At 69.6% G+C, this 22,517-nt stretch carries 20 protein-coding genes and 1 tRNA gene; 14 read left to right on the top strand and 7 right to left on the bottom strand.

Annotated features, from left to right (window positions below):
- Nucleotides 1-79 precede the first annotated feature (79 nt).
- The 5 genes from ACO07H_RS18665 to ACO07H_RS18645 are packed head-to-tail and all read right to left on the bottom strand — an operon-like array spanning nucleotide 80 to nucleotide 5,394.
- Nucleotides 80-1,732 carry a M28 family metallopeptidase gene (locus tag ACO07H_RS18665; RefSeq protein WP_422016881.1) on the bottom strand — a complete coding sequence of 551 codons (1,653 nt, stop codon included), beginning with the start codon at nucleotides 1,730-1,732 and terminating at the stop codon, nucleotides 80-82.
- Nucleotides 1,732-3,711: a S9 family peptidase gene (locus ACO07H_RS18660; RefSeq protein ID WP_422016879.1), complete on the bottom strand. Its 1,980-nt coding sequence runs from the start codon at nucleotides 3,709-3,711 to the stop codon at nucleotides 1,732-1,734. Before ACO07H_RS18660 ends, ACO07H_RS18665 begins: the two co-directional genes overlap by 1 nt.
- Nucleotides 3,712-3,719: 8 nt before the next feature.
- Nucleotides 3,720-4,316 carry a GNAT family N-acetyltransferase gene (locus ACO07H_RS18655; protein ID WP_422016877.1) on the bottom strand — a complete coding sequence of 199 codons (597 nt, stop codon included), beginning with the start codon at nucleotides 4,314-4,316 and terminating at the stop codon, nucleotides 3,720-3,722.
- Nucleotides 4,313-4,540 (bottom strand): hypothetical protein, encoded by a 228-nt coding sequence (locus tag ACO07H_RS18650; protein ID WP_422016875.1) that lies wholly within the window; start codon nucleotides 4,538-4,540, stop codon nucleotides 4,313-4,315. Before ACO07H_RS18650 ends, ACO07H_RS18655 begins: the two co-directional genes overlap by 4 nt.
- The gene (locus ACO07H_RS18645) at nucleotides 4,540-5,394 is read right to left on the bottom strand and encodes an AAA family ATPase (protein WP_422016873.1); all 855 of its coding nucleotides are present in this window, start codon (nucleotides 5,392-5,394) and stop codon (nucleotides 4,540-4,542) included. Before ACO07H_RS18645 ends, ACO07H_RS18650 begins: the two co-directional genes overlap by 1 nt.
- An 88-nt stretch (nucleotides 5,395-5,482) precedes the next feature.
- On the opposite strand from ACO07H_RS18645, the gene ACO07H_RS18640 reads away from it, so the two are divergent.
- The 12 genes from ACO07H_RS18640 to ACO07H_RS18585 all read left to right on the top strand — a co-directional run bounded on the left by ACO07H_RS18640 (nucleotide 5,483) and on the right by ACO07H_RS18585 (nucleotide 19,261).
- Entirely contained in the window at nucleotides 5,483-6,127 is a 645-nt protein-coding gene (locus ACO07H_RS18640) for a c-type cytochrome (RefSeq protein WP_422016871.1), read from the top strand.
- A 141-nt stretch (nucleotides 6,128-6,268) separates the two neighbouring features.
- Nucleotides 6,269-7,507 (top strand): HD-GYP domain-containing protein, encoded by a 1,239-nt coding sequence (locus tag ACO07H_RS18635; RefSeq protein WP_422016869.1) that lies wholly within the window; start codon nucleotides 6,269-6,271, stop codon nucleotides 7,505-7,507.
- A gap of 59 nt (nucleotides 7,508-7,566) precedes the next feature.
- The gene (locus ACO07H_RS18630; protein ID WP_422016867.1) at nucleotides 7,567-9,147 is read left to right on the top strand and encodes an ABC transporter substrate-binding protein; all 1,581 of its coding nucleotides are present in this window, start codon (nucleotides 7,567-7,569) and stop codon (nucleotides 9,145-9,147) included.
- Nucleotides 9,148-9,205: 58 nt separating this feature from the next.
- On the top strand, nucleotides 9,206-11,128 hold the full coding sequence (locus ACO07H_RS18625) for a hypothetical protein (RefSeq protein ID WP_422016865.1): 1,923 nt from the start codon (nucleotides 9,206-9,208) through the stop codon (nucleotides 11,126-11,128).
- A 177-nt stretch (nucleotides 11,129-11,305) separates the two neighbouring features.
- Entirely contained in the window at nucleotides 11,306-11,779 is a 474-nt protein-coding gene (locus ACO07H_RS18620) for a rhodanese-like domain-containing protein (protein WP_422016863.1), read from the top strand.
- Nucleotides 11,779-12,702, top strand: coding sequence for a serine O-acetyltransferase EpsC (epsC, locus tag ACO07H_RS18615; RefSeq protein ID WP_422016861.1), 924 nt, complete (start codon nucleotides 11,779-11,781; stop codon nucleotides 12,700-12,702). Before ACO07H_RS18620 ends, epsC begins: the two co-directional genes overlap by 1 nt.
- A gap of 53 nt (nucleotides 12,703-12,755) precedes the next feature.
- Nucleotides 12,756-13,679 carry a family 2A encapsulin nanocompartment shell protein gene (locus ACO07H_RS18610; protein ID WP_422016859.1) on the top strand — a complete coding sequence of 308 codons (924 nt, stop codon included), beginning with the start codon at nucleotides 12,756-12,758 and terminating at the stop codon, nucleotides 13,677-13,679.
- Nucleotides 13,654-15,474 (top strand): family 2A encapsulin nanocompartment cargo protein cysteine desulfurase, encoded by a 1,821-nt coding sequence (locus ACO07H_RS18605; protein WP_422016857.1) that lies wholly within the window; start codon nucleotides 13,654-13,656, stop codon nucleotides 15,472-15,474. The genes ACO07H_RS18610 and ACO07H_RS18605 overlap by 26 nt, the downstream gene beginning before the upstream one ends.
- 3 nt (nucleotides 15,475-15,477) lie before the next feature.
- Nucleotides 15,478-16,347, top strand: coding sequence for a TauD/TfdA dioxygenase family protein (locus tag ACO07H_RS18600; protein WP_422016855.1), 870 nt, complete (start codon nucleotides 15,478-15,480; stop codon nucleotides 16,345-16,347).
- A 4-nt stretch (nucleotides 16,348-16,351) separates the two neighbouring features.
- Nucleotides 16,352-17,359: an ABC transporter substrate-binding protein gene (locus ACO07H_RS18595; protein ID WP_422016853.1), complete on the top strand. Its 1,008-nt coding sequence runs from the start codon at nucleotides 16,352-16,354 to the stop codon at nucleotides 17,357-17,359.
- Between the two features lie 35 nt (nucleotides 17,360-17,394).
- Nucleotides 17,395-18,174, top strand: a complete 780-nt coding sequence (locus ACO07H_RS18590) for an ABC transporter ATP-binding protein (RefSeq protein WP_422018659.1) — start codon at nucleotides 17,395-17,397, stop codon at nucleotides 18,172-18,174.
- Nucleotides 18,175-18,394: 220 nt separating this feature from the next.
- Nucleotides 18,395-19,261: an ABC transporter permease gene (locus ACO07H_RS18585; protein WP_422016851.1), complete on the top strand. Its 867-nt coding sequence runs from the start codon at nucleotides 18,395-18,397 to the stop codon at nucleotides 19,259-19,261.
- Between the two features lie 7 nt (nucleotides 19,262-19,268).
- On the opposite strand, the gene ACO07H_RS18580 is transcribed toward ACO07H_RS18585, so the two are convergent.
- Together ACO07H_RS18580 and ACO07H_RS18575 are read right to left on the bottom strand one after the other, a co-directional pair.
- Nucleotides 19,269-19,356 (bottom strand) — tRNA-Ser (locus ACO07H_RS18580).
- Nucleotides 19,357-19,382: 26 nt separating this feature from the next.
- Nucleotides 19,383-20,204 (bottom strand): symmetrical bis(5'-nucleosyl)-tetraphosphatase, encoded by an 822-nt coding sequence (locus tag ACO07H_RS18575; protein WP_422016849.1) that lies wholly within the window; start codon nucleotides 20,202-20,204, stop codon nucleotides 19,383-19,385.
- Between the two features lie 115 nt (nucleotides 20,205-20,319).
- Between ACO07H_RS18575 and ACO07H_RS18570 the strand changes: the two genes are divergently transcribed.
- Both ACO07H_RS18570 and ACO07H_RS18565 read left to right on the top strand, forming a co-directional pair.
- Nucleotides 20,320-21,627 carry a hemolysin family protein gene (locus ACO07H_RS18570; RefSeq protein WP_422016847.1) on the top strand — a complete coding sequence of 436 codons (1,308 nt, stop codon included), beginning with the start codon at nucleotides 20,320-20,322 and terminating at the stop codon, nucleotides 21,625-21,627.
- On the top strand, nucleotides 21,624-22,355 hold the full coding sequence (locus tag ACO07H_RS18565; RefSeq protein WP_422016845.1) for a SapC family protein: 732 nt from the start codon (nucleotides 21,624-21,626) through the stop codon (nucleotides 22,353-22,355). The genes ACO07H_RS18570 and ACO07H_RS18565 overlap by 4 nt, the downstream gene beginning before the upstream one ends.
- Nucleotides 22,356-22,517: the final 162 nt, after the last annotated feature.

The raw sequence follows: 22,517 nt of genomic DNA, 5'->3' as shown, positions 1-22,517 counted from the left end.
GGGGGCGCGGGCGGGTACGGCAGAGTCGAAAACGATTATGCAGTGCGGGATTCCTGCAACTTTGTAAGCGCTGTAGCCGTTATCGGCTCTGCGCGCGAGGCCCGAACAGCTGGCCGAAGAAGTCGCCGGGCAGCCAGGCGGGGCGCTGCGGCTGGCGGGCCATCGCCAGCATCACGTCGCGCTGCAGTTGCACTAAGCGCAGCACGGCGCCCCAGTGGAAGGGCTGGCCCAGGTCGTCGCCGGGCTGGTGATAGCGCTGGCGGCGGAAGTCGCGGATCAGCGCGTCGCCGTCCTCGCCGGCCTTGAACGAGCCGCCGCCCGGGCCGAGGATCAGCGACGGGATGCCGCGCTTGACGAAGCTGTATTGGTCCGACCTCGTGAACCGGCTCTGCTCGGGCATGGGGTCGGGCACGCGCTTCAAGCCCAGGCCGCGGGCGGCGTGCGTCACCGCCGCAGCCAGCGTGGAATGCTCGCCGCCGATGGCGACGACCTCGCTGAAGTCATGCAGCAGGATGGGCATGTCGATGTTGAGCGCGGCCACCAGGGACGCGGCCGGCACCGTGGGATGCCGGGTGAAGTACGACGATCCAAGCTGCCCCTTCTCCTCGCCCGTCAGCGCGATGACGAGGATGGAGCGGTCCGGGCGGGGTCCCGCCTGCAGCAGCCGCGCTGTCTCCAGCAGTGTGGCCACGCCGATGGCGTTGTCCATGGCGCCGGGGTAGACCACGTCGCCCTGCGGCCCTGTCTTTTTGCCGAGATGGTCCAGGTGGGCCGACAGCACGATGTGCTCGTGCTTGCGCGCCGGGTGCCGGCCTTCGATGCGGCCGATGACGTTGTGGCTGCGGGCCTGGCCGTGCACGGTCTCGCGCACCAGGCGCGCGCTCAGGCCCAGCTCGCCGCGCGGCAGCGGCCGGCCGGCTTCGGCGTCGGCAACGAGCTGCGCGTAGTCCGCCGCGGTGCCGGCGAGCAGCCTGGGCGCCGCCTGCACGCTGAGGGTCGCGGTACCCAGCAGCCCGGGGATGTCGTTGCCGCCGCGCCCGTCGGGCGTCTCCCAGTCCATGGCGACGCTGTCGGCGTACTGCCTTGCGGTGTGGAAGGGGGCGGTGATCTCGCTGCGCGGCGTTGCCAGCGTGAGCACACCGACCGCGCCCAGGCTGGCGGCCAGTTCGGCCTTGGTGCGGCCGTTGCCGTAGTGGGCGCCTTCCTCGGCCGGCAGCGCCGGCGGGCGGCCCGACAGCAGCACGACGATGCGGCCGGTCACGTCCAGCCCGGCGTAGTCGTTCAGCCCGAAGGCCGGTGCGCGGATGCCGTAGCCGGCGAACACCAGCGGTGCGTTCACCTCGCGGCGCGTGGCACCGAGGTCGGGACGGGCCGAGAACTCGTCGAGGTAGGCCAGGTGCTCGCAGGCATCGCCGCGGCACAGCGCCAGCAGCGGCGGCGTCGCGGCGAGGCGGCCGGTCTTCAGCGGCACGGCCTGCGCGTAGCCGCCAGCGTCGCCCAGCGGCTGCAGGCCCAGCTGCGCGAACTGGCTGGCCACGTAGGCCGCGGCGAGGTCGAAGCCGCGCGTGCCGGCCTCGCGGCCTTCCAGCAGCGGGTCGGCCAGGAAACGCAGGTGCGCCTGCAGGCGGCGCAGGTCCGGCTGCAGCGCGGGCGGCGTGTGGCCGAAGGCGGGCAGGGCGGCGGTGGCGGCCACCGCCGCGGCCAGGCCGTCCAGCAGCAGGCGCCGCTGCATCAACGGGTGTGCTTCGCGAGCCAGCCGAAGAACTCGCCGTACCAGAGCTTGCTGTTGCGCGGCTTGAGCACCCAGTGGTTCTCGTCCGGGAACCACACCAGGCGCGCCGGCACGTCCAGCGACTTCAGCGTGTTGTAGTAGGCCAGGCCTTGCGCATCGGGCACGCGGTAGTCCAGCGCGCCGTGGATGACCAGCGTGGGCGTCTTGAAGTGCGCGGCGAAGGCATGCGGGCTCTGCGCGGCAATGCGCGCCGGGTCGTCCCAGTAGGCCGCGCCCAGCTCCTTGCGGTGCCAGCTGTAGGCGTCGTCCGCGTACATGGCCTGCCAGTCGTAGCAGCCGGCATGGCAGACATAGGCCTGGTAGCGGCCGGCCTTCACGTGGCCGTTCATCCACGCGACCATGTAGCCGCCGTAGCTGCCGCCGGTGGCGACGATGCGCCGCTTGTCCACCCAGCGCTTCTTCAGCAGCCAGTCGGTGCCGGCCTCCACGTCCTGCAGCTCGTACTCGCCCCAGCGGCCGGTGATGCTGTCCAGGAACTCGTGGCCGAAGCTGGATGAGCCGTGGTAGTTCACGCAGGCCACGACATAGCCCTGCGCGGCGAAGGCCTGGTGGTTCCAGCGCCAGTGCCAGCTGTCGCCGAAGGCCGTGTGCGGGCCGCCGTGGATGACGTGCATGACCGGCCACTTTTTCTTGGGGTCGAAATCCGGCGGGTAGACCAGCCACATCTGCACGTCGTCGCCGCGGGCACCCTGGATCGTCACTTCCTCGTGGCGGCCAAACGCATGCGCGGCCAGGCGCGCGTCGTTCAGCGTCTCGATGCGGCGCAGGCCGTCGTCGCCCAGCACCGACAGCCGCGGCGGGAACTGCACGCTGTCATGGTTGACGACGGCGAAGCCCGCGGCCAGCGCGAAGCTGCCGACGTGGCCGCCCTGGAACACCGGCTCGGCCAGCCGGTCGCCCAGCGTGAACTGCCACAGGTGGCGACGGCCGCGCTCCTCGGCGGCGAACAGCACGGACTGGTCGTCTTCGGCCCAGCGCAGCGGTGCGCTGACCTCGTGGTCCCAGTCTTCGCTGAACACGGCCCACCGGCCCTGCTGGTCCAGCACGGCGAGCTGGCTGGGGCGGTTGTGGCCCAGCGCCTGGTGGCTGGCGAGGAAGGCCAGGTGGGCGCCGCCGTGGCTGTAGCGCGGCGCGGTGAAGTCCCAGCCGGCGTCCTGCAGCAAGGTCTGCGCCTTGCGCGTCTTCACGTCGATCTCGGCCAGCGCGTAGCGGCTGTCCAGGCGTTTCTCGGCGTTGGGGTCGAACGCGAAGGCGATGCGCTTGCCGTCGGGCGCGATGTCGAAACTGTGGGCGTCGGGCTCGGCGCGGCTCAGCTCCCAGGCGGTGCCCTCGAACAGGTCCAGCACCTTGCCGGTGGCCACGTCCATCACATGCAGGTGCGGCACACGGCCCATCGGCACGTGGTGGTCCCAGAAGCGGTACAGCGCCTCGTCGGTGACGTAGGCCGTTTCCTTGCGGGCCTTGAAGGCCTTCAGCGCCTCGGCCTGCGCGGTGGCCTTGCGGTCGGGCCAGACCCAGGAGACGAAGGCGATGCGCTTGCCGTCCGGGAACCACTTGAAGGACTCGACGCCGGTGGCCACGGTGCCGACGCGGCGCGCCTCGCCGCCGTCCGGCGCGATGACGTAGAGCTGCGCTTCCTCGTCCTTGGTACCACCTTGTTCGCGACGGGCCGTGAAGGCGATCAGGTCGCCGCGCGGGCTCCAGGCCGGGGCGCCATCTTTGTCGCCGGCCTCGGTCAGCCGGCGCGGCTCGCCACCCAGCGTCGAGAACAGCCACAGGCTGCTCTGCGCCTTGTTGGTCTCCATCGAGTAGCGCGTCACGCCTGCCACGGCCTGTGCGCCGTCGGGGCTGAGGCTGGGTTCACCGATGCGGTCCAGCGCCCACAGCGCATCGACGTCGAATTTCTTGGTCTTGCTCATGCCGGTGTTCACGCTCTCGGGCGGCTCAGTTGCCAGTTCAAATGCGCCTTGACCTCGGGCCATTCGCCCACGGTCAGGCTGTACATGACGGTGTCGCGCACCGTGCCGTCGCGGCGCAGTGCGTGGTGGCGCAGCACGCCGTCGCGCTTGGCGCCCAGCCGCTCGATGGCGCGCTGCGACGCGTGGTTGAAGTTGTCGGTGCGCCAGCCCACCAGTTTCGCGCCCAGCACCTCGAAGGCATGCGTGAGCAGCAGCAGCTTGGCGGTCGTGTTGACGGCGCTGCGCTGCACGCGCTGCGCGTACCAGGTGTAGCCGATCTCCACGCGCTCCACGGCTGGCACGATGTCGTGATAGCTGGTGGAGCCCAGCACGTCGCCGGTTGACGCGTCCAGCACGGCGAACGGCAGGCGGTGGCCGGCGGCCTGGCCCGCGAGCGCGGCCTCGACGTAGGCCAGGGTCTCGTCCGGTGCCGGCACGCTGGTGAAGCGCAGGTGCCACAGCTCGCCATCGGCCGCCGCGGCCTGCAGGCCGGGCACGTGGTCCAGCGTCAGCGGCACCAGGCGGACGGGCCCGGCAACGAGTGTGGCCGGGGTGACCTGCTTCATGGCTTGTCCTTCAGGATCAAGCGCCGCGCGATGAAGCGGCCGACGCCGCAGCCGGCGACGATGAGCACCAGGCCCACCATCTGCCGCGCGTTCCATTCGGGGCTGGCGATGAAGTCGATGCCGAACTGGCGGCCCAGCCACCAGCCGGCCAGCGCGCCGAGGACGAAGCCGACGGCATCCGCCAGCCCTTCGCGCATGGCGCGGTTGAAATCGGGCTGCGCCATCAGCGGTTGGTTCTCTGCATGAACACGAGCTTCTCGAACAGCGTCAGGTCCTGTTCGTTCTTCAGCAGCGCTCCCACCAGCGGCGGGATGCTGACCTTCTCGTCCTTGGCCTGCAGCGCCTCCACCGGCACGTCCTCGGCCACCAGCAGCTTGAGCCAGTCGATCAGCTCCGACGTGCTGGGCTTCTTCTTCAGGCCGGGCAGGTTGCGCACGTCGTAGAAGTTCTTGAGCGCTGCCGCCAGCAGGTCCTGCTTGAGCGTCGGGAAGTGCACGTCGACGATCTTCTTCATCGTCTCGGCGTCGGGGAACTTGATGAAGTGGAAGAAGCAGCGGCGCAGGAAGGCGTCCGGCAGCTCCTTCTCGTTGTTGGAGGTGATGAAGACCAGCGGCCGGTGCCTGGCCTTGACGAGCTGCCGCGTCTCGTAGACGTAGAACTCCATGCGGTCGATCTCGCGCAGCAGGTCGTTCGGGAACTCGATGTCGGCCTTGTCGATCTCGTCGATGAGCAGCACGACCGGCTCGTCGGCCTCGAAGGCCTGCCACAGCACGCCCTTGACGATGTAGTTCTCGATGTTCTTGACGCGCTCGCTGCCCTCGATGCCGGCGAGCTGGCTGTCGCGCAGCCGGCTGACGGCGTCGTACTCGTACAAGCCCTGCTGCGCCTTGGTCGTGCTCTTGATGTGCCACTGCAGCAGCGGCATGCCCAGCGCGCTCGCGACCTCCTCGGCCAGCATGGTCTTGCCGGTACCGGGTTCACCCTTGATGAGCAGCGGCCGCTGCAGGGTGGCCGCGGCATTGACCGCGAGCATCAGGTCGGCGGTGGCGACGTACTGGTCGGAACCTTTGAATTTCATGGGGAAAACCGGGGCTGGCGAGGGACCGGATCAGTATAGGAGCCCTCCTATAATCGCCGCCGCTCAAGAACCCGACACCCATCGAGACATGAAAAAACTGCTGCAGATCTCGCTCGCCCTGGCCACTGCCTTCGGCGCCTTCGCCGCCCAGGCCCAGGATGCGCGCGCCGGCGAGAAAAAGGTCGCGATGTGCATCGGCTGCCACGGCATCGTCGGCTACCAGGCCAGCTTCCCCGAGATTCACAAGGTGCCGATGATCGCCGGCCAGAACGCGAAGTACATCGTCGCGGCGCTCCAGGCCTACGCCAAGGGCGACCGCAAGCACCCGACCATGCGCGGCATCGCCGGCTCGCTGAGCGAGCAGGACATGAACGATGTGGCGGCGTTCTACGAGCACCAGGCCAAGGTCACGCCCGCGCCCGACAGCGTGCCGGCCGCACCGGCCAATGTGGCCGACCTGCTGACCAAGGGCGCCTGCGTGTCCTGCCACGGTGCCAACTTCAGCAAGCCCATCGATCCGTCCTATCCGAAGCTGGCTGGCCAGCACGCCGACTACCTGAGCGTGGCGCTGAAGTCCTACAAGACGGACAACAACGCCAACATCGGCCGCAACAACGCGATCATGGCCGGCCAGGTCAAGCAGTTCAGCAACGCCGAGCTGAAGGCCATCGCCAGCTACATCGGCTCGCTGCCGACCGAACTGGCGACGGTGCCGCAGGGCAAGTTCCGCTGATCCGTTTTGGTGCATCGAAAGCCGCCCGCGTGGCGGCTTTTTTGCGCCTGCACGACCGGTGTGCAAAAGCGTGCAGTGCTGCACGGCCAGCGGTGAAGGCCGTGCCGGGTGCGAGGGGATACTCGCCACCCAGGGTGCGCCATGCTTAAAAAAATCTCTACATCCGACGTGACTCTGGGCATGTACCTCCAGTCCATGGAAGGTGCCTGGTTGTCGCATCCGTTCTGGAAGACCAAGTTCGTGCTGGCCGACCCGGCGGACCTCGCGGCGCTGAAGGCCAGTGGCGTGCCGGCCGTGTGGATCGACATCAGCAAGGGCAAGGACGTCAAGGCTGCCGAGCCGGCACCCGCCGCCCAGCCCGTCCCCGAGGTCGTGCCGCCGCCCGCAGCGCCGGCTGCAGCGCCGGCCGCCCCCGCGGAGCCCGCATCGACGCCGCGCGTGTCGATGGAAAGCGAGATGGAGCGCGCCGCGCAGGTGTTGAACCGCTCGCGCCAGGCCGTCATGGCGCTGTTTGCCGAAGCCCGCCTGGGCAAGTCGGTGGACACCGAGTTCTGCCTGCCGGTGGTCGACGAAGTGGCTTCGTCGCTGGCCCGCAACCCGTCGGCGTTCGTCAGCCTGGCGCGGCTGAAGACCAAGGACGACTACACCTACATGCATTCGGTGGCCGTGTGCGCGCTGATGGTGGGCCTGGCGCGGCAGATGGGCTTCTCGGACGAGGCCACCCGCGAGGCCGGCCTGGCCGGGCTGCTGCACGACGTCGGCAAGATGATGATGCCGCTGGACGTGCTGAACAAGGCCGGCTCGCTGACCGACGCCGAGTTCGACGTGATGCGCTCCCATCCGCAGCGCGGCCACGACCTGCTGAAGGAGGGCGCGCAGGTGCCCGACAGCGCGCTGGACGTGTGCCTGCACCACCACGAGAAGGTCGATGGCACGGGCTACCCGCACAAGCTGGCCGGCGAGAAGATCAGCCTGATGGCGCGCATGGGTGCCGTCTGCGACGTCTACGACGCGATCACCTCCACGCGGCCCTACAAGACCGCCTGGGACCCGGCGGGCTCGCTGCAGCGCATGGCGCAGTGGACGGGCCAGTTCGACCCCGTCGTCTTCCAGGCCTTCGTGAAGAGCGTGGGCATCTACCCCACCGGCACGCTGGTGCGCCTGCAGTCCGGCCGGCTGGCCGTCGTCGTCGACCAGAACCCGGCCTCGCTGGTGACGCCGCGCGTCAAGGTCTTCTATTCCACGCGGTCCAACATGCCCATTCCCGTGCAGGTCCTCGATCTGGCGACGCAGAGTGACCGCATCGTCGGCCGGGAGCCCCCGGAGAACTGGGGCTTCACCCATCTCGACGAGCTCTGGAACCCCGGCGCCAAGCGCTGAGCAGGGGCTTGGGGCGCCCTCCTTAAACTGCCGCCCTTTCGGCAGTTGTGGAGGGTGCGATGAAACGATGGACAGCTGGGGTCCTGCTGGCGCTGGCGTGCGGCGCGCAGGCGCAGGCGCAGGCGCAGACGCTGCGCTGGGCCAGCCAGGGTGATCCGCAGACGATGGACCCGCACTCGCAGAACGAGAGCCTGACCAACGTCGTCAACGGCCAGATCTACGAGCGGCTGACCAGCCGCAACGCCAAGCTGGGCCTGGTGCCGGGCCTGGCGGCCGAGTGGACGCAGACCGGCCCGCTGACCTGGCGCTTCAAGCTGCGCCCGGGCGTGAAGTTCCATGACGGCACGCCGCTGACGGCCGACGACGTCGTCTTCTCCATCCAGCGCGCCAAGGCGCCCACGTCGCTGATCGCGCTGTATGCCAACGCGGTCGGCACGCCCAGGCGCATCGACGACCTGACCGTCGAGTTCCAGCTCGCGAGCTTCAACCCCATCTTCCTGCAGCACATCGACCAGCTCTGGATCATGAGCCGCAAGTGGTGCGAGGCCCACCGCGTCACCCAGCCGCTGGACTTCAAGAACAAGGAGGAGAGCTTCGCGGCCATCCACGCCAACGGCACCGGCCCCTACATGCTGGTCAGCCGCCAGGCCGGCATCAAGACCGTGCTCAAGCGCAACCCGGCCTGGTGGGGCAAGTTCGAGGGCAATGTGCAGGACGTCGTCTTCACGCCCATCGCCAGCGACCCGACCCGGCTGGCCGCGCTGATCTCCGGCGAGGTGGACTTCGTGCTCGACCCCGCGCCGCGCGACATCACGCGGCTGCGCAACACGGCCGGCGTGAAGATCATCGACGGCCCTGAGAACCGCCTGGTCTTCATCGGCATGGACCAGTCGCGCGACAAGCTGCTGTACGGCAATGTCCCGGGCGACAAGAACCCGTTCAAGGACGTCCGCGTGCGCCGTGCGCTCTACCAGGCCATCGACATCGAGGCCGTCAAGACCAAGCTGATGAGCGGCCTGTCGGTGCCCACGGGCGGCCTGACGCCGTCCAGCAGCGCCTCCTTCGACGACCCCGCGCTGCAGACCCGCCTGCCGCACGACCTGGCCGCGGCCCGCCAGCTGATGGCCGAGGCCGGCTACGCGAACGGCTTCGAGGTGACGCTGGACTGCCCCAACAACCGCTACATCAACGACGAGGAGATCTGCTCGGCGCTGGCAGCCATGTGGGCGCAGCTCAAGATCAAGGTGCGCGTCAACGCCATGCCGCGCGTGCTGTACTTCCCCAAGCTGGAGAAGTACGACACCAGCCTGTACCTGTACGGCTGGGGCGGCGCGGTGACCGACGCCGAGGCCATCCTGACACCGCTGTACCGCACCCGTGGCGACAAGGGCGTGGGCAACTACAACTTCGGCGGCTTCCGCAACGACCGCGCCGACGCGCTGGCCGCGCAGTCCAGCGTCGAGCCCGACGCGAAGAAGCGCGAGGCGCAGATCCGCGGCGCGCTGGCGGAGCTGCGCGAGCAGGTCAACGTGATCCCGCTGCACCGCCAGGTCATCCCGTGGGTGGCGCGCGCCAACGTGACGGCCGTGCATCGGCCCGACAACTGGCTGGAAGTGGCCTGGGTTCAGATCAGCCGCTGATTTCGGGCCCTTAACGGGCCAATGGCGGGCAGGGCAGGGCGGCACACTGGCCCGCGCCATGCTGCATCGCCTCGCTGCCCTTTCTCTCCTCGTCCTGACGCTCGCTTCCTGTGGGGGCGGTGGCGGCGGGGGTGATGCGTCCGCCACGACACCGACGCTGACCACCCCACCCACGCTGCGCGGCGTGGCCGCGACCGGTGCGCCGCTGGTCAACGCCACGGTCACCGTTGTCGACGGCCAGGGCAAGGCCGTCGGCACGGCGACCACGCACGCCGCCGAGGGCAGCTACAGCGTGACGCTGTCCGTCAACAACCCGGCCGCGCCGCTGTTCATCCAGGCGCGCGGCATGGACGCCGGTGGCCACATGCAGGTGCTGCACTCCACGGTGCCGACCATCGCCGCGACCATGGTGGGCCATGTGACGCCGCTGACCAACGCCATCGTCGCGCTGGCGCTGGGCACCGAGCCCGCGCCGGTGTTCGCCAACGCGTCCGGCAGCGCCGCCCAGCTCACGCAGATGGCCACGGCCACGACGGCCGCCAGCGACTTCCTGAAGACGCTGATCAAGACCCAGCTCACCGACCTGAAGTTCACCACCCCCGCGGCGGTGGACCTGCTGGCTGATCCGGCCTTCGCCGCCAACAAGGGCGCGCTGGACCTGCTCGTCGAGAGCGTGCGCGTGGACGTCCTGCGCAACGCCAGCAACGTGCCGGTGCTGCAGATCGCCAACAAGTTCCTCGCTGGCTCGCCGGCGGAGGTCGTCGTGGAGCTGCCCACGGCGCAGACCGAGCTGCTGAAGACCGGCGGCACGCCCGCCAACGCCATCACGTCCACGCTCAAGGCAGCCACCAGCGCGACGACGCTGCTGGGCACGCTGCCGGGCATGGACGACCTGGGCGCTGCGCTGAACCAGCTCATCGCCCAGGGCCAGACGAGCGCCACGCTGCTGGCGTCGCCGCTGCTCACGGGCTACGACAAGCACAACAGCCGCGTGAAGGCCGACCTCGCCAACCTGCTGGCCGGCTACGCGGCGGCGAACCGCCAGTTCGGCCGCTTCCAGCTGCTGGGCTGCGCCGACGAGGCACCGGCCACGGGCAACTGCGCCCGGGTGCTGGTCGGCGCCGTCATCAGCGACTCGACCGGCACGGTGGTGGACCTGTTCGCCGACGCGCTCAGCTACAACAAGTCCGCCACCACCACCAACAAGTGGAACCTCGTCGGCAATGGCCGCAAGCTGGGCCTGGCCGTGCACCCGCTGGCCTTCGCCGCGCTGAACGCCGACGGCTCGGCCGTGACCGCCACCGCGGCGTCACCCAACCCGGGCATCGGCCTGCAGGTGGAGATCCAGGCGCAGACGCTGGACCCCACGGCGCCGGTGCAGCTGCTGAGCGCGGCCACGGTGCAGCTGCCCAACGGCTTCAGCATCCCGTTCGCCTTCTGCGGCCGGCCGCTGCTGTGCGTGTCGGCCGTCACGGGCGCCACCAGCGCGACGCCGACCGGCGGCGTGGATGACCTCGCCATCAAGCGCGCCGCCGTGGGCTGGGTCGGCACGGCCGACAGCGTGCGCGGCGCCAGGTACCCGATCAACTACACCGTCGCCGGCACCACCGAGACGCGCAACGCCTACCTGCGCGTCGACGTGCTGGCCGCCCCCGTGGCGGCGCGCTTCCCGGCCCTGGCCGGCGTCACCACCACGCAGCCGCTGCGCGCGGCGGACCTACAGTCCGCCACCTACGCGCTGGACTGGACGAGCTGGGCCACGGCCAACCGCGACATGCGTGTCATCGAGATCAAGCGCGTCTTCACGCCGGTGGGCGGCACGCCCACCGTGGTCGACACGGCCGTGCCGCTGCCGCCGAAGACGACCGCCACGCTGGGTGCGGACTACGCGCCCACCGAGGCGGGCAAGACGGAGCTGTGGCTGCAGGCCATCGACTCGCAGGGCCGGCGCTTCCACACGCGCTACACCGCCAACCCCTGACGCTGCGGCGCCGCAGCAAACCAACCCCCTGACCGCCTCGCGGTCCGGGGGTTTTTTCTTGGGCGGCGCGCGCGTTCGCGCGCCATGCGCGCAAACCGCATAACCGTCCCTGTTTTGCTTCGTTTGCCGAAAAACCCCCGGAACTTAGCCTTGCTCGGTTTTCGCATGAGAGCCGTCATGAGCACTTCCGTCGTTGAAGAACCCGAAGTCCTGGCCCGCGCCCGCGAGGCCGCCCAGGCTGCCGCGCTGCCGTTCGCCGGCAGCCTCACGCCGCGTGATGCGTGGGCGCTGATGCAGGCGGGCCGTGCCGTCCTGGTGGACGTGCGCAGCGCCGAGGAGCGTCATTTCGTGGGGCATGTGCCAGGCAGCCTGCATGTGCCATGGGCCACGGGCACGGCGCTGAACCGCAACCCGCGCTTCGCCAAGGAGCTGGACGCCAAGGTCGGGCCGAAGTCCGGCAACGAGCTGCCGGTGCTGCTGCTGTGCCGCAGCGGCAAACGCTCGGCGCTCGCCGCAGAAGCAGCCGCCAAGGCCGGCCTCGCGAACGTCTTCAACGTGCAGGAAGGCTTCGAGGGCGATGCGGACGAGCACCGGCAGCGCGGCCACTTCAACGGCTGGCGCTTCCACAGCCTGCCCTGGGAGCAGGACTGATGGGCGCCGACGCCCAGGGCGGTGACGACCTGCTCGCCATCGTCGACGCGCTGCGCGCCACCCGCAAGCGCTGGCGCGAGGAACACCGGCGCTGGGATTCGGGCGGCCGCGAGCTGCCGTCGCGCGAACTGCTGACCGCCGTCGTGCAGCAGCTGGCCGGCGCGCTGTTCCCGATGCGCCTGGGGCCACCGGACCTGCAGCCCGAGGACGAGGACTATTACGTCGGCCACACGCTGGGCGTGGTGCTGGGCCGCCTTCGCCAGCAGGTGGCATTGGAGCTGCGCCATGACGCCCGGCTGCGCGGCGCGGAGGCGCCGCACGAGTCGGCCGCCGCCGAGCGCGTGAGCGCGTTTGCGCGGCGCCTGCCGGCCGTGCGCGAGCTGCTGGACAGCGACGTCATCGCCGCCTTCCAGAGCGACCCGGCCGCGCGCAGCGTGGACGAGGTGCTGCTGTGCTACCCCGGCCTGCACGCCCTCATCAGCCACCGGCTGGCGCACGAGCTGTATGGGCTGGGCCTGCCGCTGATCGCGCGCGTGGTGGCGGAGCTGGCGCATGCGCAGACCGGCATCGACATCCACCCCGGCGCGCAGATCGGCGCGGGCTGCTTCATCGACCACGGCACCGGCGTCGTCATCGGCGAGACGGCCGTGCTGGGCCGGCGCGTGCGCATCTACCAGAACGTGACGCTGGGGGCCAAGAGCATCCCCACCGACGAGGCCGGCCATGCCCGCAAGGGGCAGCCGCGCCACCCCATCGTCGAAGACGACGTGGTCATCTACGCCGGGGCCACCGTGCTGGGCCGCATCACCCTCGGGCGCGGCTCCGTCATCGGCGGCAACGTGTGGCTGACGCGCAGCCTGCCGCCGGGCAGCCGCATTTCCCAGGCCGACTCGCAGGCGGACAGCCAGGCCTTCACGCCCTGAACCTTCGAATCCCCGAACGCTTACCCACCCACCGCCCCAGGAGCCTCTTTTCCATGGCTGACACCCCCCAACTCGCACTCAGCGACACCGCTGCGCGCCAGCTTGCGAACGCGACCAAGACCGTCCCGCAGCTCTCCACCATCACGCCGCGCTGGCTGACGCACCTGCTGCAGTGGATTCCGGTGGAAGCCGGCATCTACCGGCTCAACAAGGTGGCCGACCCCGAGGCCGTCAAGGTCGCCTGCGCCAAGCGCGACGAGGCGGAGCTGCCCGTCACCTTCGCCGACTACGACACCGCGCCGCGCGAGTACTTCCTGAACGCGGTGGCCACGGTGCTGGACGTGCACACCCGCGTGTCCGACCTCTACAGCAGCCCGCACGACCAGATCAAGGAGCAGCTGCGCATCGTCATCGAGACGATCAAGGAGCGCCAGGAGTCCGAGCTCATCAACAACCCCGACTACGGCCTGCTGGCCAACGTCGCGGACGCGCAGCGCCTGTCCACGCTGACCGGTGCGCCCACGCCCGACGACCTGGACGACCTGCTGAGCAAGGTCTGGAAGGAGCCGGCCTTCTTCCTGACCCACCCGCTGGGCATCGCCGCCTTCGGCCGCGAATGCACGCGACGTGGCGTGCCACCGCCCACCATCAGCCTGTTCGGCAGCCAGTTCCTCACCTGGCGCGGCATCCCGCTGATTCCCAGCGACAAGGTGCCGGTCAACGACGGCAAGACCAGCATCATCCTGCTGCGCGTGGGCGACAAGCGCCAGGGCGTGGTGGGCCTGTACCAGCCGGGCCTGCCGGGCGAGCAGGGGCCGGGCCTGTCGGTGCGCTTCATGGGCATCAACCGCAACGCGATCGCCTCCTACCTGATCAGCCTGTACTGCTCGCTGGCGGTGCACAGCGACGACGCGCTGGCCGTGCTCGAAGACGTGGAAGTGGGCAAATACCATGAGTACCCTGACACCTACCGCTGACGTGGTGGAGAGCCCGTTCGCCGAAAGCCCGTTCGATGTGGCCGCGCTGGGGCGACTGGCCAACGAGCTGTTCGGCAGCCTGAACGCGGGGTCGCTGCCTTCGGCCCAGCCCGTGCAGTCCGCCGGTGGCCTGAACGTGCCCGCCAACCCGCTGCCGCCTGGCCTGCCCAGCGGCCCGCTGCCGCAGCCCACCACCACGCAGTTCGGCGGCTTCGGTGCGGCCGCTCCCGGCCTCAACCTGGCGCCCAACGGCCCCGACCAGGCCGCCGCATTGGCAAGGCCGTCGCCCGCCCGCGCACCCCATGCGCAAGCCGGCAACGGCGTGCCCGACGTGCTGCTGACCAGTGTGCCGGGCCTGGACGGCCGGGTGGGTGGCCAGCTGCTGGGCGTGCTGCAGGCCATCACGCCGCCGGCCCGCGAAGCCGCCGCGCCGGCGGGCTATTACTTCCTGGAACCGGCCGCGGGTGCCGCGCCCCAGCAGCCGTCGCTCTACGTGCTGGACCTGAACCGCCACCCCGGCGCTCACGGCCACCACGCCGGCGAGCTGCCGCACAAGCACGCGCTGCAGGCCCAGCGCGTGCCCTTCGACGTGCACGCCATCCGGCGCGACTTCCCCATCCTGGCTGAGCGCGTCAACGGCCGGCAGCTCGTCTGGTTCGACAACGCGGCGACGACTCAGAAGCCCAAGGCCGTCATAGCCCGGCTGAGCTACTTCTACGAGCACGAGAACAGCAACATCCACCGCGCCGCCCACACGCTGGCGGCGCGTGCGACCGATGCTTACGAAAGTGCCCGCAAGACGGTGGCGCAGTTCGTCAACGCGCGCTCGGCCGACGAGGTCATCTTCGTGCGCGGCGCCACCGAGGCCATCAACCTCGTCGCCAACACCTGGGGCGAGCAACACATCGTCGCGGGGGACGAGATCGTCGTCTCCCACCTGGAGCACCACGCCAACATCGTGCCCTGGCAGCAGCTGGCCGCCCGCAAGGGCGCGCACCTGCGCGTGATCCCGGTGGACGACAGCGGCCAGGTCATCCTGTCCGAAGCGCAGAAGCTCATCAGCGGCCCGCGCGCCAAGCTGCTCGCCGTGACGCAGGTCAGCAACGCGCTCGGCACGGTCGTGCCGGTGCAGGAGCTGGTCGGCATCGCGCAGCGCCAGGGCGTGACGACGCTGGTGGACGGCGCGCAGTCGGTGTCCCACCTGGCGGTGGACGTGCAGGCCATCGGCTGCGACTTCTTCATCTTCAGCGGCCACAAGATCTTCGGCCCCACCGGCATCGGCGCGCTCGTCGGCCGCCAGGCCGTGCTGGACGCCATCCCGCCCTGGCAGGGGGGCGGCAACATGATCGCGGACGTGAGCTTCGAGCGCACCGTGTTCCAGCCGGCACCGGCGAAGTTCGAGGCCGGCACCGGCAACATCGCCGATGCCGCCGGGCTGGGTGCCGCGCTGGACTATGTCTCGCGCGTGGGCCTGCATCACATTGCGAGGTACGAGCACGACCTGCTGGCCTACGCGACCGAAGCCATCCGCCCCATCCCGGGCGTGCGGCTCATCGGCACGGCGGCGGACAAGGCCAGCGTGCTGAGCTTCGTGCTGGCCGGCCACGAGACGGCGGCCGTGGGCCGCGCGCTGGCGGAGGAGGGCATCGCCGTGCGCTCGGGCCACCACTGCGCCCAGCCCATCCTGCGCCGCTTCGGCGTGGAGGCCACCGTGCGGCCGTCGTTCGCGTTCTACAACACCTGCAACGAGATCGACCACTTCGTGTCGGTGGTGCGCCGGCTGGCGAGGGCTTGAACGATGAGCATCGAGACACTGGCCCGCCTAGACATCCGCCCGCTGCCCGGCAGCTTCGCCGCCGAGGTGGTGGGGCTGGACCTGAGCCAGCCGCTGGCCGACGACGACTTCCGCCGCTTCCACCGCGCCCACCTGGACCACCACGTGCTGGTGTTTCGCGACCAGCGCATCACGCCCGAGCAGCAGATCGCCTTCAGCCGGCGCTTCGGCGAGCTGCAGATCCACGTGCTGCACCAGTTCCACCTGAAGGGCCACCCGGAGATCCTGATCGTCTCCAACATCGTCGAGAACGGCCAGCCGGTCGGCCTCGGCGATGCCGGCCACTTCTGGCACTCGGACCTGTCCTATGTCGAGAAGCCCAGCCTGGGCTCCATGCTGCTGGCCCAGGAACTGCCCAGCGTGGGCGGCGACACGCTGTTCGCCAACCAGCATGCGGCCTGGGAGGCGCTGCCGCCGGCGCTTCAAGCACGGGTGCTCCACCTGAAGGCGGAGCACTCGTATCTCGCCAAGTACGAGGCGCTGCGCGAGCGCAGCCCGTGGCGGCCCAAGCTCAGCGACGAGCAGGTGGCGCGGGTCTTGCCCAGCGTCCACCCGGTCGTGCGCCAGCACCCCGAGACCGGGCGGCTGGGCCTGTTCGTCAGCGAGCACTTCACGACCCGCATCGTTGACCTGCCGGAGGACGAGAGCCGCGCGCTGCTGGCCGAGCTGTTCGACCACAGCACCCGGCCCGGGCTGCAGTACCGCCACCCATGGCAGCCCCACGACATGGTGTTCTGGGACAACCGCTCCGTCACCCACCTGGCCGCCGGCTGCCCACCCGAGCTGCGCCGCCGCCTGCACCGCACCACCATCGAGGGCGACAAGCCTTTCTGATCCCATGAAGCTCAAACACACACTGCACCGCCTGGCGCTGACCGCCCTGTTCGCCCTGCCCCTGGCGGCACAAGCCGAAGGCCGCATCCGCATCGCCGAGCAGTTCGGCATCGTCTACCTGCTGCTGGACGTGGCCAAGGACCAGGGCCTGATCCAGAAGGCCGGCAAGGCCAACGGGTTGCCCGACGTGCAGGTCGAGTTCGTCGAACTCTCGGGCGGCGCTGCGGTCAACGAGGCGCTGCTGTCCGGCGGCATCGACATCGCCGGCGCCGGCGTCGGTCCGCTGCTGACGATCTGGGACCGTACCCACGGCAAGCAGAACGTGCGCGGCGTGGCCTCTCTCGGCAACTTCCCCTACTACCTCGTCAGCACCAACCCGGCCGTCAAGACCATCGCCGACTTCAGCGACAAGGATCGCATCGCCACACCCGCCACCGGCGTGTCGGTGCAGTCGCGCATCCTGCAGCTGGCCTCCGCCAAGCTCTGGGGCGATGCGCAGTTCAACCGGCTCGACAAGCTGCAGGTCGCGCTGCCCCACCCCGAGGCGACGGCGGCGCTGATCAAGGGCGGCACCGAGATCAACGCGCATTTCGGCAACCCGCCGTTCCAGGACCAGGTGCTGGCGGGCAACCCGCAGGCGCACATCGTGCTGAAGAGCTACGACGTGCTGGGCGGCCCGGCGTCCGCGACGGTGCTGTACGCGACCGAGAAGTTCCGCAAGGACAACCCGAAGACCTACAAGGCCTTCGTCGACGCGCTGGCCGAGGCCGCGAAGCTGGTGAAGGCCGACCCGGAGAAGGCGGCGGACATCTATCTGCGCACGAACAGGAGCAAGGTCGACCGCGCGCTGCTGCTGAAGATCATCAAGAACCCCGAGGTGGACTTCAAGCTGACGCCGGAGAACACCTTCGCGCTGGCCGACTTCATGCACCGCGTGGGGGCGATCAAGACCAGGCCGGCGTCGGTGAAGGACTACTTCTTCGACGACGCGCATCTGGCGGGCGGGAGCTGAACGTGGTTGCCACCGGCCCGCAGGAGCACCAGGCGCTGGCCGCGGCCGCTCAGCCGCTGCTGCAGGTGCGCGACCTGACGCTGGCGTACCGCACCGAGCGGCGCACCGTGCGCGCCACGCACGAGGTGTCGTTCGACGTGCAGCAGGGCGATCGCTTCGTGCTGCTGGGCGCGTCGGGCTGCGGCAAGAGTTCGCTGCTCAAGGCTGTCGCGGGCTTCCTGCCGCCGCGCTCGGGCGACATCCTGCTGCAAGGCCAGCCGGTCACCGAACCCGGCGCCGACCGCGTCGTCGTGTTCCAGGAGTTCGACCAGTTGCCGCCGTGGAAGCGCGTGCTGGACAACGTTGCGTTCGGCCTCGTCGCCTCGCGCCAGTGCGGCAAGGCCGAGGCCCGCGAGCGCGCCGCGCAGGCGCTGGCCACCGTCGGCCTGAGCCGCGCGGCCGAGGCCTATCCGCACCAGCTCAGCGGCGGCATGAAGCAGCGCGTGGCCATCGCCCGGGCGCTCGCGATGCGCCCACGCGTGCTGCTGATGGACGAGCCCTTCGCCGCGCTGGACGCGCTGACGCGCCGCGGCCTGCAGGAGGAGTTGCTGCGGCTGTGGGCGGAGCTGCGCTTCACGCTGCTGTTCGTCACCCATTCCATCGAGGAGGCGCTGTTGGTGGGCAACCGCATCCTGCTGCTGTCGCCCCACCCGGGCCGCGTGCGCGCGGAGCTGGACGCCGAGTCGTTCGACTTCGCCAGCGCCGGCAGCGCGGCGTTCCAGGCCCAGCAGCAACGTATCCACCGACTGCTGTTCAATCCTGAATCCGGCAGTTGACCGCTTGCCATTCATCGAGAGTCCTGGTGGTTCAACATTCAGTCGAATTTCGCTGCGGGCACCACGTCGGTGGAGACCGCTGCATGCCCGCTGGTCTGGCGCTACGAGCCGCTGGCGGTGTGGCTGCTTCTCGTGCGCATGAGCCCGCAGCGTCGTTGCGCCTTGCCAGCGACTCGCCTCGCCAGCCCCTCGGGCATGCCCAACTGCCGGATCCAGGATCATGAGCTACGTCCATCCCGCCCGTCCCGAGTTCGAACGCGAGCTGCCGCCGCTGCCCGCGCAGCTGGCCGACATCCACCTGAGCCTGGCGCAACGCATCTGGCAGCGCGACGGCGTGCGCCAGGTCGTCGTGCTCGTGCTGATCGCCGCCGCCTGGGAGCTGGCCGCCCGCGTGGCCGGCAACGACCTGCTGCTGCCCGGCTTCCTGCAGGCCTCGCACGCCTGGTGGGACGACCTGCGCAACGGCGAGCTGGTCGCGCGCACGGCGGCGTCGCTGTCGTTGCTGCTGCAGGGTTATGCGCTGGGCGTCGTGCTGGCGCTGACGCTGTCGGCGCTGGCCGTGGCGACCCGACCGGGCCGCGACGTGCTGGTCACGCTGACCTCGCTGTTCAACCCGCTGCCGGCGATTGCGCTGCTGCCGCTGGCGCTGCTGTGGTTCGGCCTGGGCCAGGGCAGCCTGGTCTTCGTGCTGGTGCACGCCGTGCTGTGGCCGCTGGCGCTGGCCACGCTGTCGGGCTTCCAGGGCGTGCCCGAGACGCTGCGCATGGCCGGCCGCAACTACGGCCTGCGCGGGTTGCGCTACGTGCTGCAGATCCTCGTGCCGTCCGCGCTGCCGGCCATCCTGTCGGGCCTGCGCATCGGCTGGGCCTTCGCCTGGCGCACGCTGATCGCGGCCGAGCTGTTCTTCGGTGCATCGTCGGGCCAGGGCGGCCTGGGCTGGTACATCTTCCAGAGCCGCAACGAGCTGCTCACCGACCGCGTCTTCGCCGGTCTCGCCACCGTCGTGCTGATCGGCTGGCTGGTCGAGCGCTTCGTGTTCGACACGGTGGAGCGGCTGACGGTGAGGCGCTGGGGCATGCAGCGCTGAGGGGGGCTGGCGGAAGCTGTGAGATTCGAACTCACGGGCCATTGCTGGCCGACGGTTTTCAAGACCGTTGGGTTAAACCACTCCCCCAAGCTTCCAGAGGGTGCGCATTCTACGAGGCGGTTCAGCCGGGTTTTTGCGCCTGCGCGCAATCGACCTGGATGATCTCGCGCGCCGTGCCGTCCACGCGGGCGGCCGTCAGCTGGCCGCCCCAGACGCAGCCGGTGTCCAGCCCCAGCAGCGTGGGGCGGTCCAGCAGGCCCAGCGTGGACCAGTGGCCGAAGGCGATGGGGGTGTCGGCAGTCGCGCGGCCCGGCACGTCGAACCAGGGCATGAAGCCCGCGGGCGCGGCACCCGCGCCGTCCTTGGTCTTGAAGTCCATCTCGCCATCGGCCGAGCAAAAGCGCAGGCGCGTCAGCACGTTGACCGTGAAGCGCAGCCGTGCGGTGCCGGTGAGGGCCGGGTCCCAGCGCGCCGGCTCGTTGCCGTACATCTCGTGCAGGAAGTGGGGCAGGTCGGGGCCGCGCAGCACGGCCTCCACGGCGCCTGCCAGCGCGAGCGTGTCGTCGCGGCTCCACTGCGGCACGACGCCGGCGTGCACCATCAGCCAGCCGGCCTCGAAGTGGGCCACGCGCTGGTGGCGCAGCCAGTCCATCAGCGCGGGGCGGTCGGGTGCCGCGAGGATGTCGTTTAGTGTGTCTCCCCGCCCGGGTGCACGCGCGCCGTGGTGCACGGCGAGCAGGTGCAGGTCGTGGTTGCCGAGCAGGCAGGTGGCGGCGTCGCCCAGCGCCACGAGTGCGCGCAGCGTGGCCAGCGACTGCGGGCCGCGGTTGACGAGGTCACCCAGCAGCCACAGCCGGTCGCGCGACGGCGAGAAGGCGATGCGTGCCAGCAGGCGCTCCAGCGCGCCGCAGCAGCCTTGGAGGTCACCGATCAGGTAGTTCATGCGTGCGTTTTCGAGTGCGGGAATGTGCGCTGGGCGCGGTCATGGGCATCTGCTAGTCTTCCGGGCTTCGTTTTTGCCCCGCGCCGACAGGGTTTTCTCTGCTCCGGCGCTTTCGATGGACACCGCCCTAGTTCTCTTCCTGATCGTTCTCAACGGCCTTTTCGCGATGTCGGAAATGGCGCTGACCGCCAGCCGCAAGGCGCGGCTGCAGGTGATGGTGGAAAGCGGGGAGGGCGGGGCGCAGGCCGCGATGGACCTGCACGATAACCCGACCAAGTTCCTGTCGACGGTGCAGATCGGCATCACCGGCATCGGCGTGCTCAACGGCATCGTCGGCGACGCGGCGTTCTCCGGCCCGCTGTCGCGCTGGCTGACCGAGACCTTTTCGCTGGCACCGCACGCGACCGACATCGCCGCCACGGCGCTGGTCGTCGTCATCATCACGCTGCTGACCATCGTCTTCGGCGAGCTGGTGCCCAAGCGGGTCGGCCAGATCTACCCGGAGACGGTGGCCCGCCTGGTGGCGCCGACGATGAATTTCGTGTCCATGGCCGCCCGGCCGCTGGTGCGCCTGCTGAGCGTGACGACCGAGGCCACGCTGAGCCTGATGGGGCTGCGCAACAAGGGCCAGCGGGGTGTCACGGAAGAGGAGATCGCGGCCAGCCTCGAAGAAGGCCTGGACGCCGGCGTCATCGAGCAGCATGAGCACCAGATGGTGCGCAACGTGTTCCGCCTGGACGAGCGCCAGGTCGGCTCGATGATGATCCCGCGCGCCGAGATCGCCTGGCTGGACGTGAGCGCCACGCCGGCCGAGGTGCTGGCGGTGCTGCGCGAGCATGGCTTCAACCGCTATCCGGTCTGCCGCGGCGGCCTGGGGGACGTGCTGGGCGTGGCCAATGCGCCTGCGCTGCTGGCCGGCATGCTGGAAGGCCAGCCGCTGGACCTGACGGCCGGCATGGAAGCGCCGCTGTTCGTGCCGGAGACGCTGTCGGGCATGGAATTGCTGGAGCATTTCCGCGTGTCGGACGCGCCGCTGGTGTTCGTCGTGGATGAATACGGCGAAGTGCAGGGCGTGATTGCCGTGCGCGACGTGCTGGAAGCCATCGCCGGGGAGTTCAGCGCCCCGAGCGATGGCGATGCCTGGGCGGTGCAACGCGAGGACGGGAGCTGGCTGATCGACGGCCTGATCCCGGTACCCGAGCTGAAGGACCGCCTGGGGCTGAAGGAACTGCCCGAAGAGGACCGTGGCCGCTACAACACCCTGGCCGGCATGATCATGCTGCTGCTGGGGCGCTTGCCGCGCACGACCGATGTGGTGGAGTGGGACGCGTGGAGATTCGAGGTCGTCGACCTCGACGGCAAGCGTGTGGACAAAGTGCTGGCCAGTCGTCTGGCCGAAGAACCTGAAGAGAGAACCTCATGAGCAACCCCCCGATGTACGGCGAACTGCTGCCGCTGGACCGAGAAGTCCACAAGAACATGAAGCTGGACACGACGGTGCCCGTCGTGCGCCGCCTGGCCGACCAGAACTCGGTCTTCCTCGCTGCCGTCGAGTTCGGCGACGCGTGCAAGGAATACCCCATCGTCTTCGTGCGTGCCGGCAATGGCGACAACGGCAAGCCGGTGGTGGCGCCGCTGGCCGTGCTGGGCCTGAAGGCCGGCTCCAACCTCTTCGTCGATGGCGACCAGTGGACGGGCAACTATGTGCCGGCCTATGTGCGCCGCTACCCGTTCGCGATGGCCCGGCTGGAAGAGAACACCACGAACGTGGCCGTCTGCTTCGACCTGAAGTGGCCGGGCTTCAACGACACGACCGGCGAGGCGCTGTTCAAGGACGGCCAGCCCACCGAGTTCCTGACGAACGCGCGCACCTTCCTCGAGAACTTCGAGCAGGAATCGGAGCGCACGCGCCTGATCTGCAACCTGCTCGTCGAACTGGACCTGCTGCAGGACATGCGCTTCGAGGCCACGCTGTCCACGGGCGAGAAGATCGATGTCGAAGGCTTCCTGGCGCTGGACGAGAAGAAGTACGCCGAGCTGCCGGACGACAAGGTGCTGCAGTTGCACCGCAACGGCCTCATCGCCTTGATCGAGCTGCACCGCCTGTCGCTCACCAACATGAATCGCCTGGTGGGCCGGTACGCGAACTGAGCGCCCGCCGCGCTGCCAAGGCCACGCATTGCGTGGCCTTTTTCTTGCGCGTGCCTTGCCTGTCCCCTGTGCAGGCGGCGGAGAAACCCGGTTGATAGGGTGATTCAGATGTATCTCTGTGTGAGGTGCCAGGAAAAGCACTTTTTCAATCCCTAGACTGCG

The sequence above is a fragment of the Roseateles sp. genome, assembly GCF_965229315.1.
Lineage (GTDB): Bacteria > Pseudomonadota > Gammaproteobacteria > Burkholderiales > Burkholderiaceae_C > Pelomonas.
The sequence above is the reverse complement of the archived record's forward strand: the minus strand, read 5'-3'. Positions and strand labels throughout refer to the sequence as shown.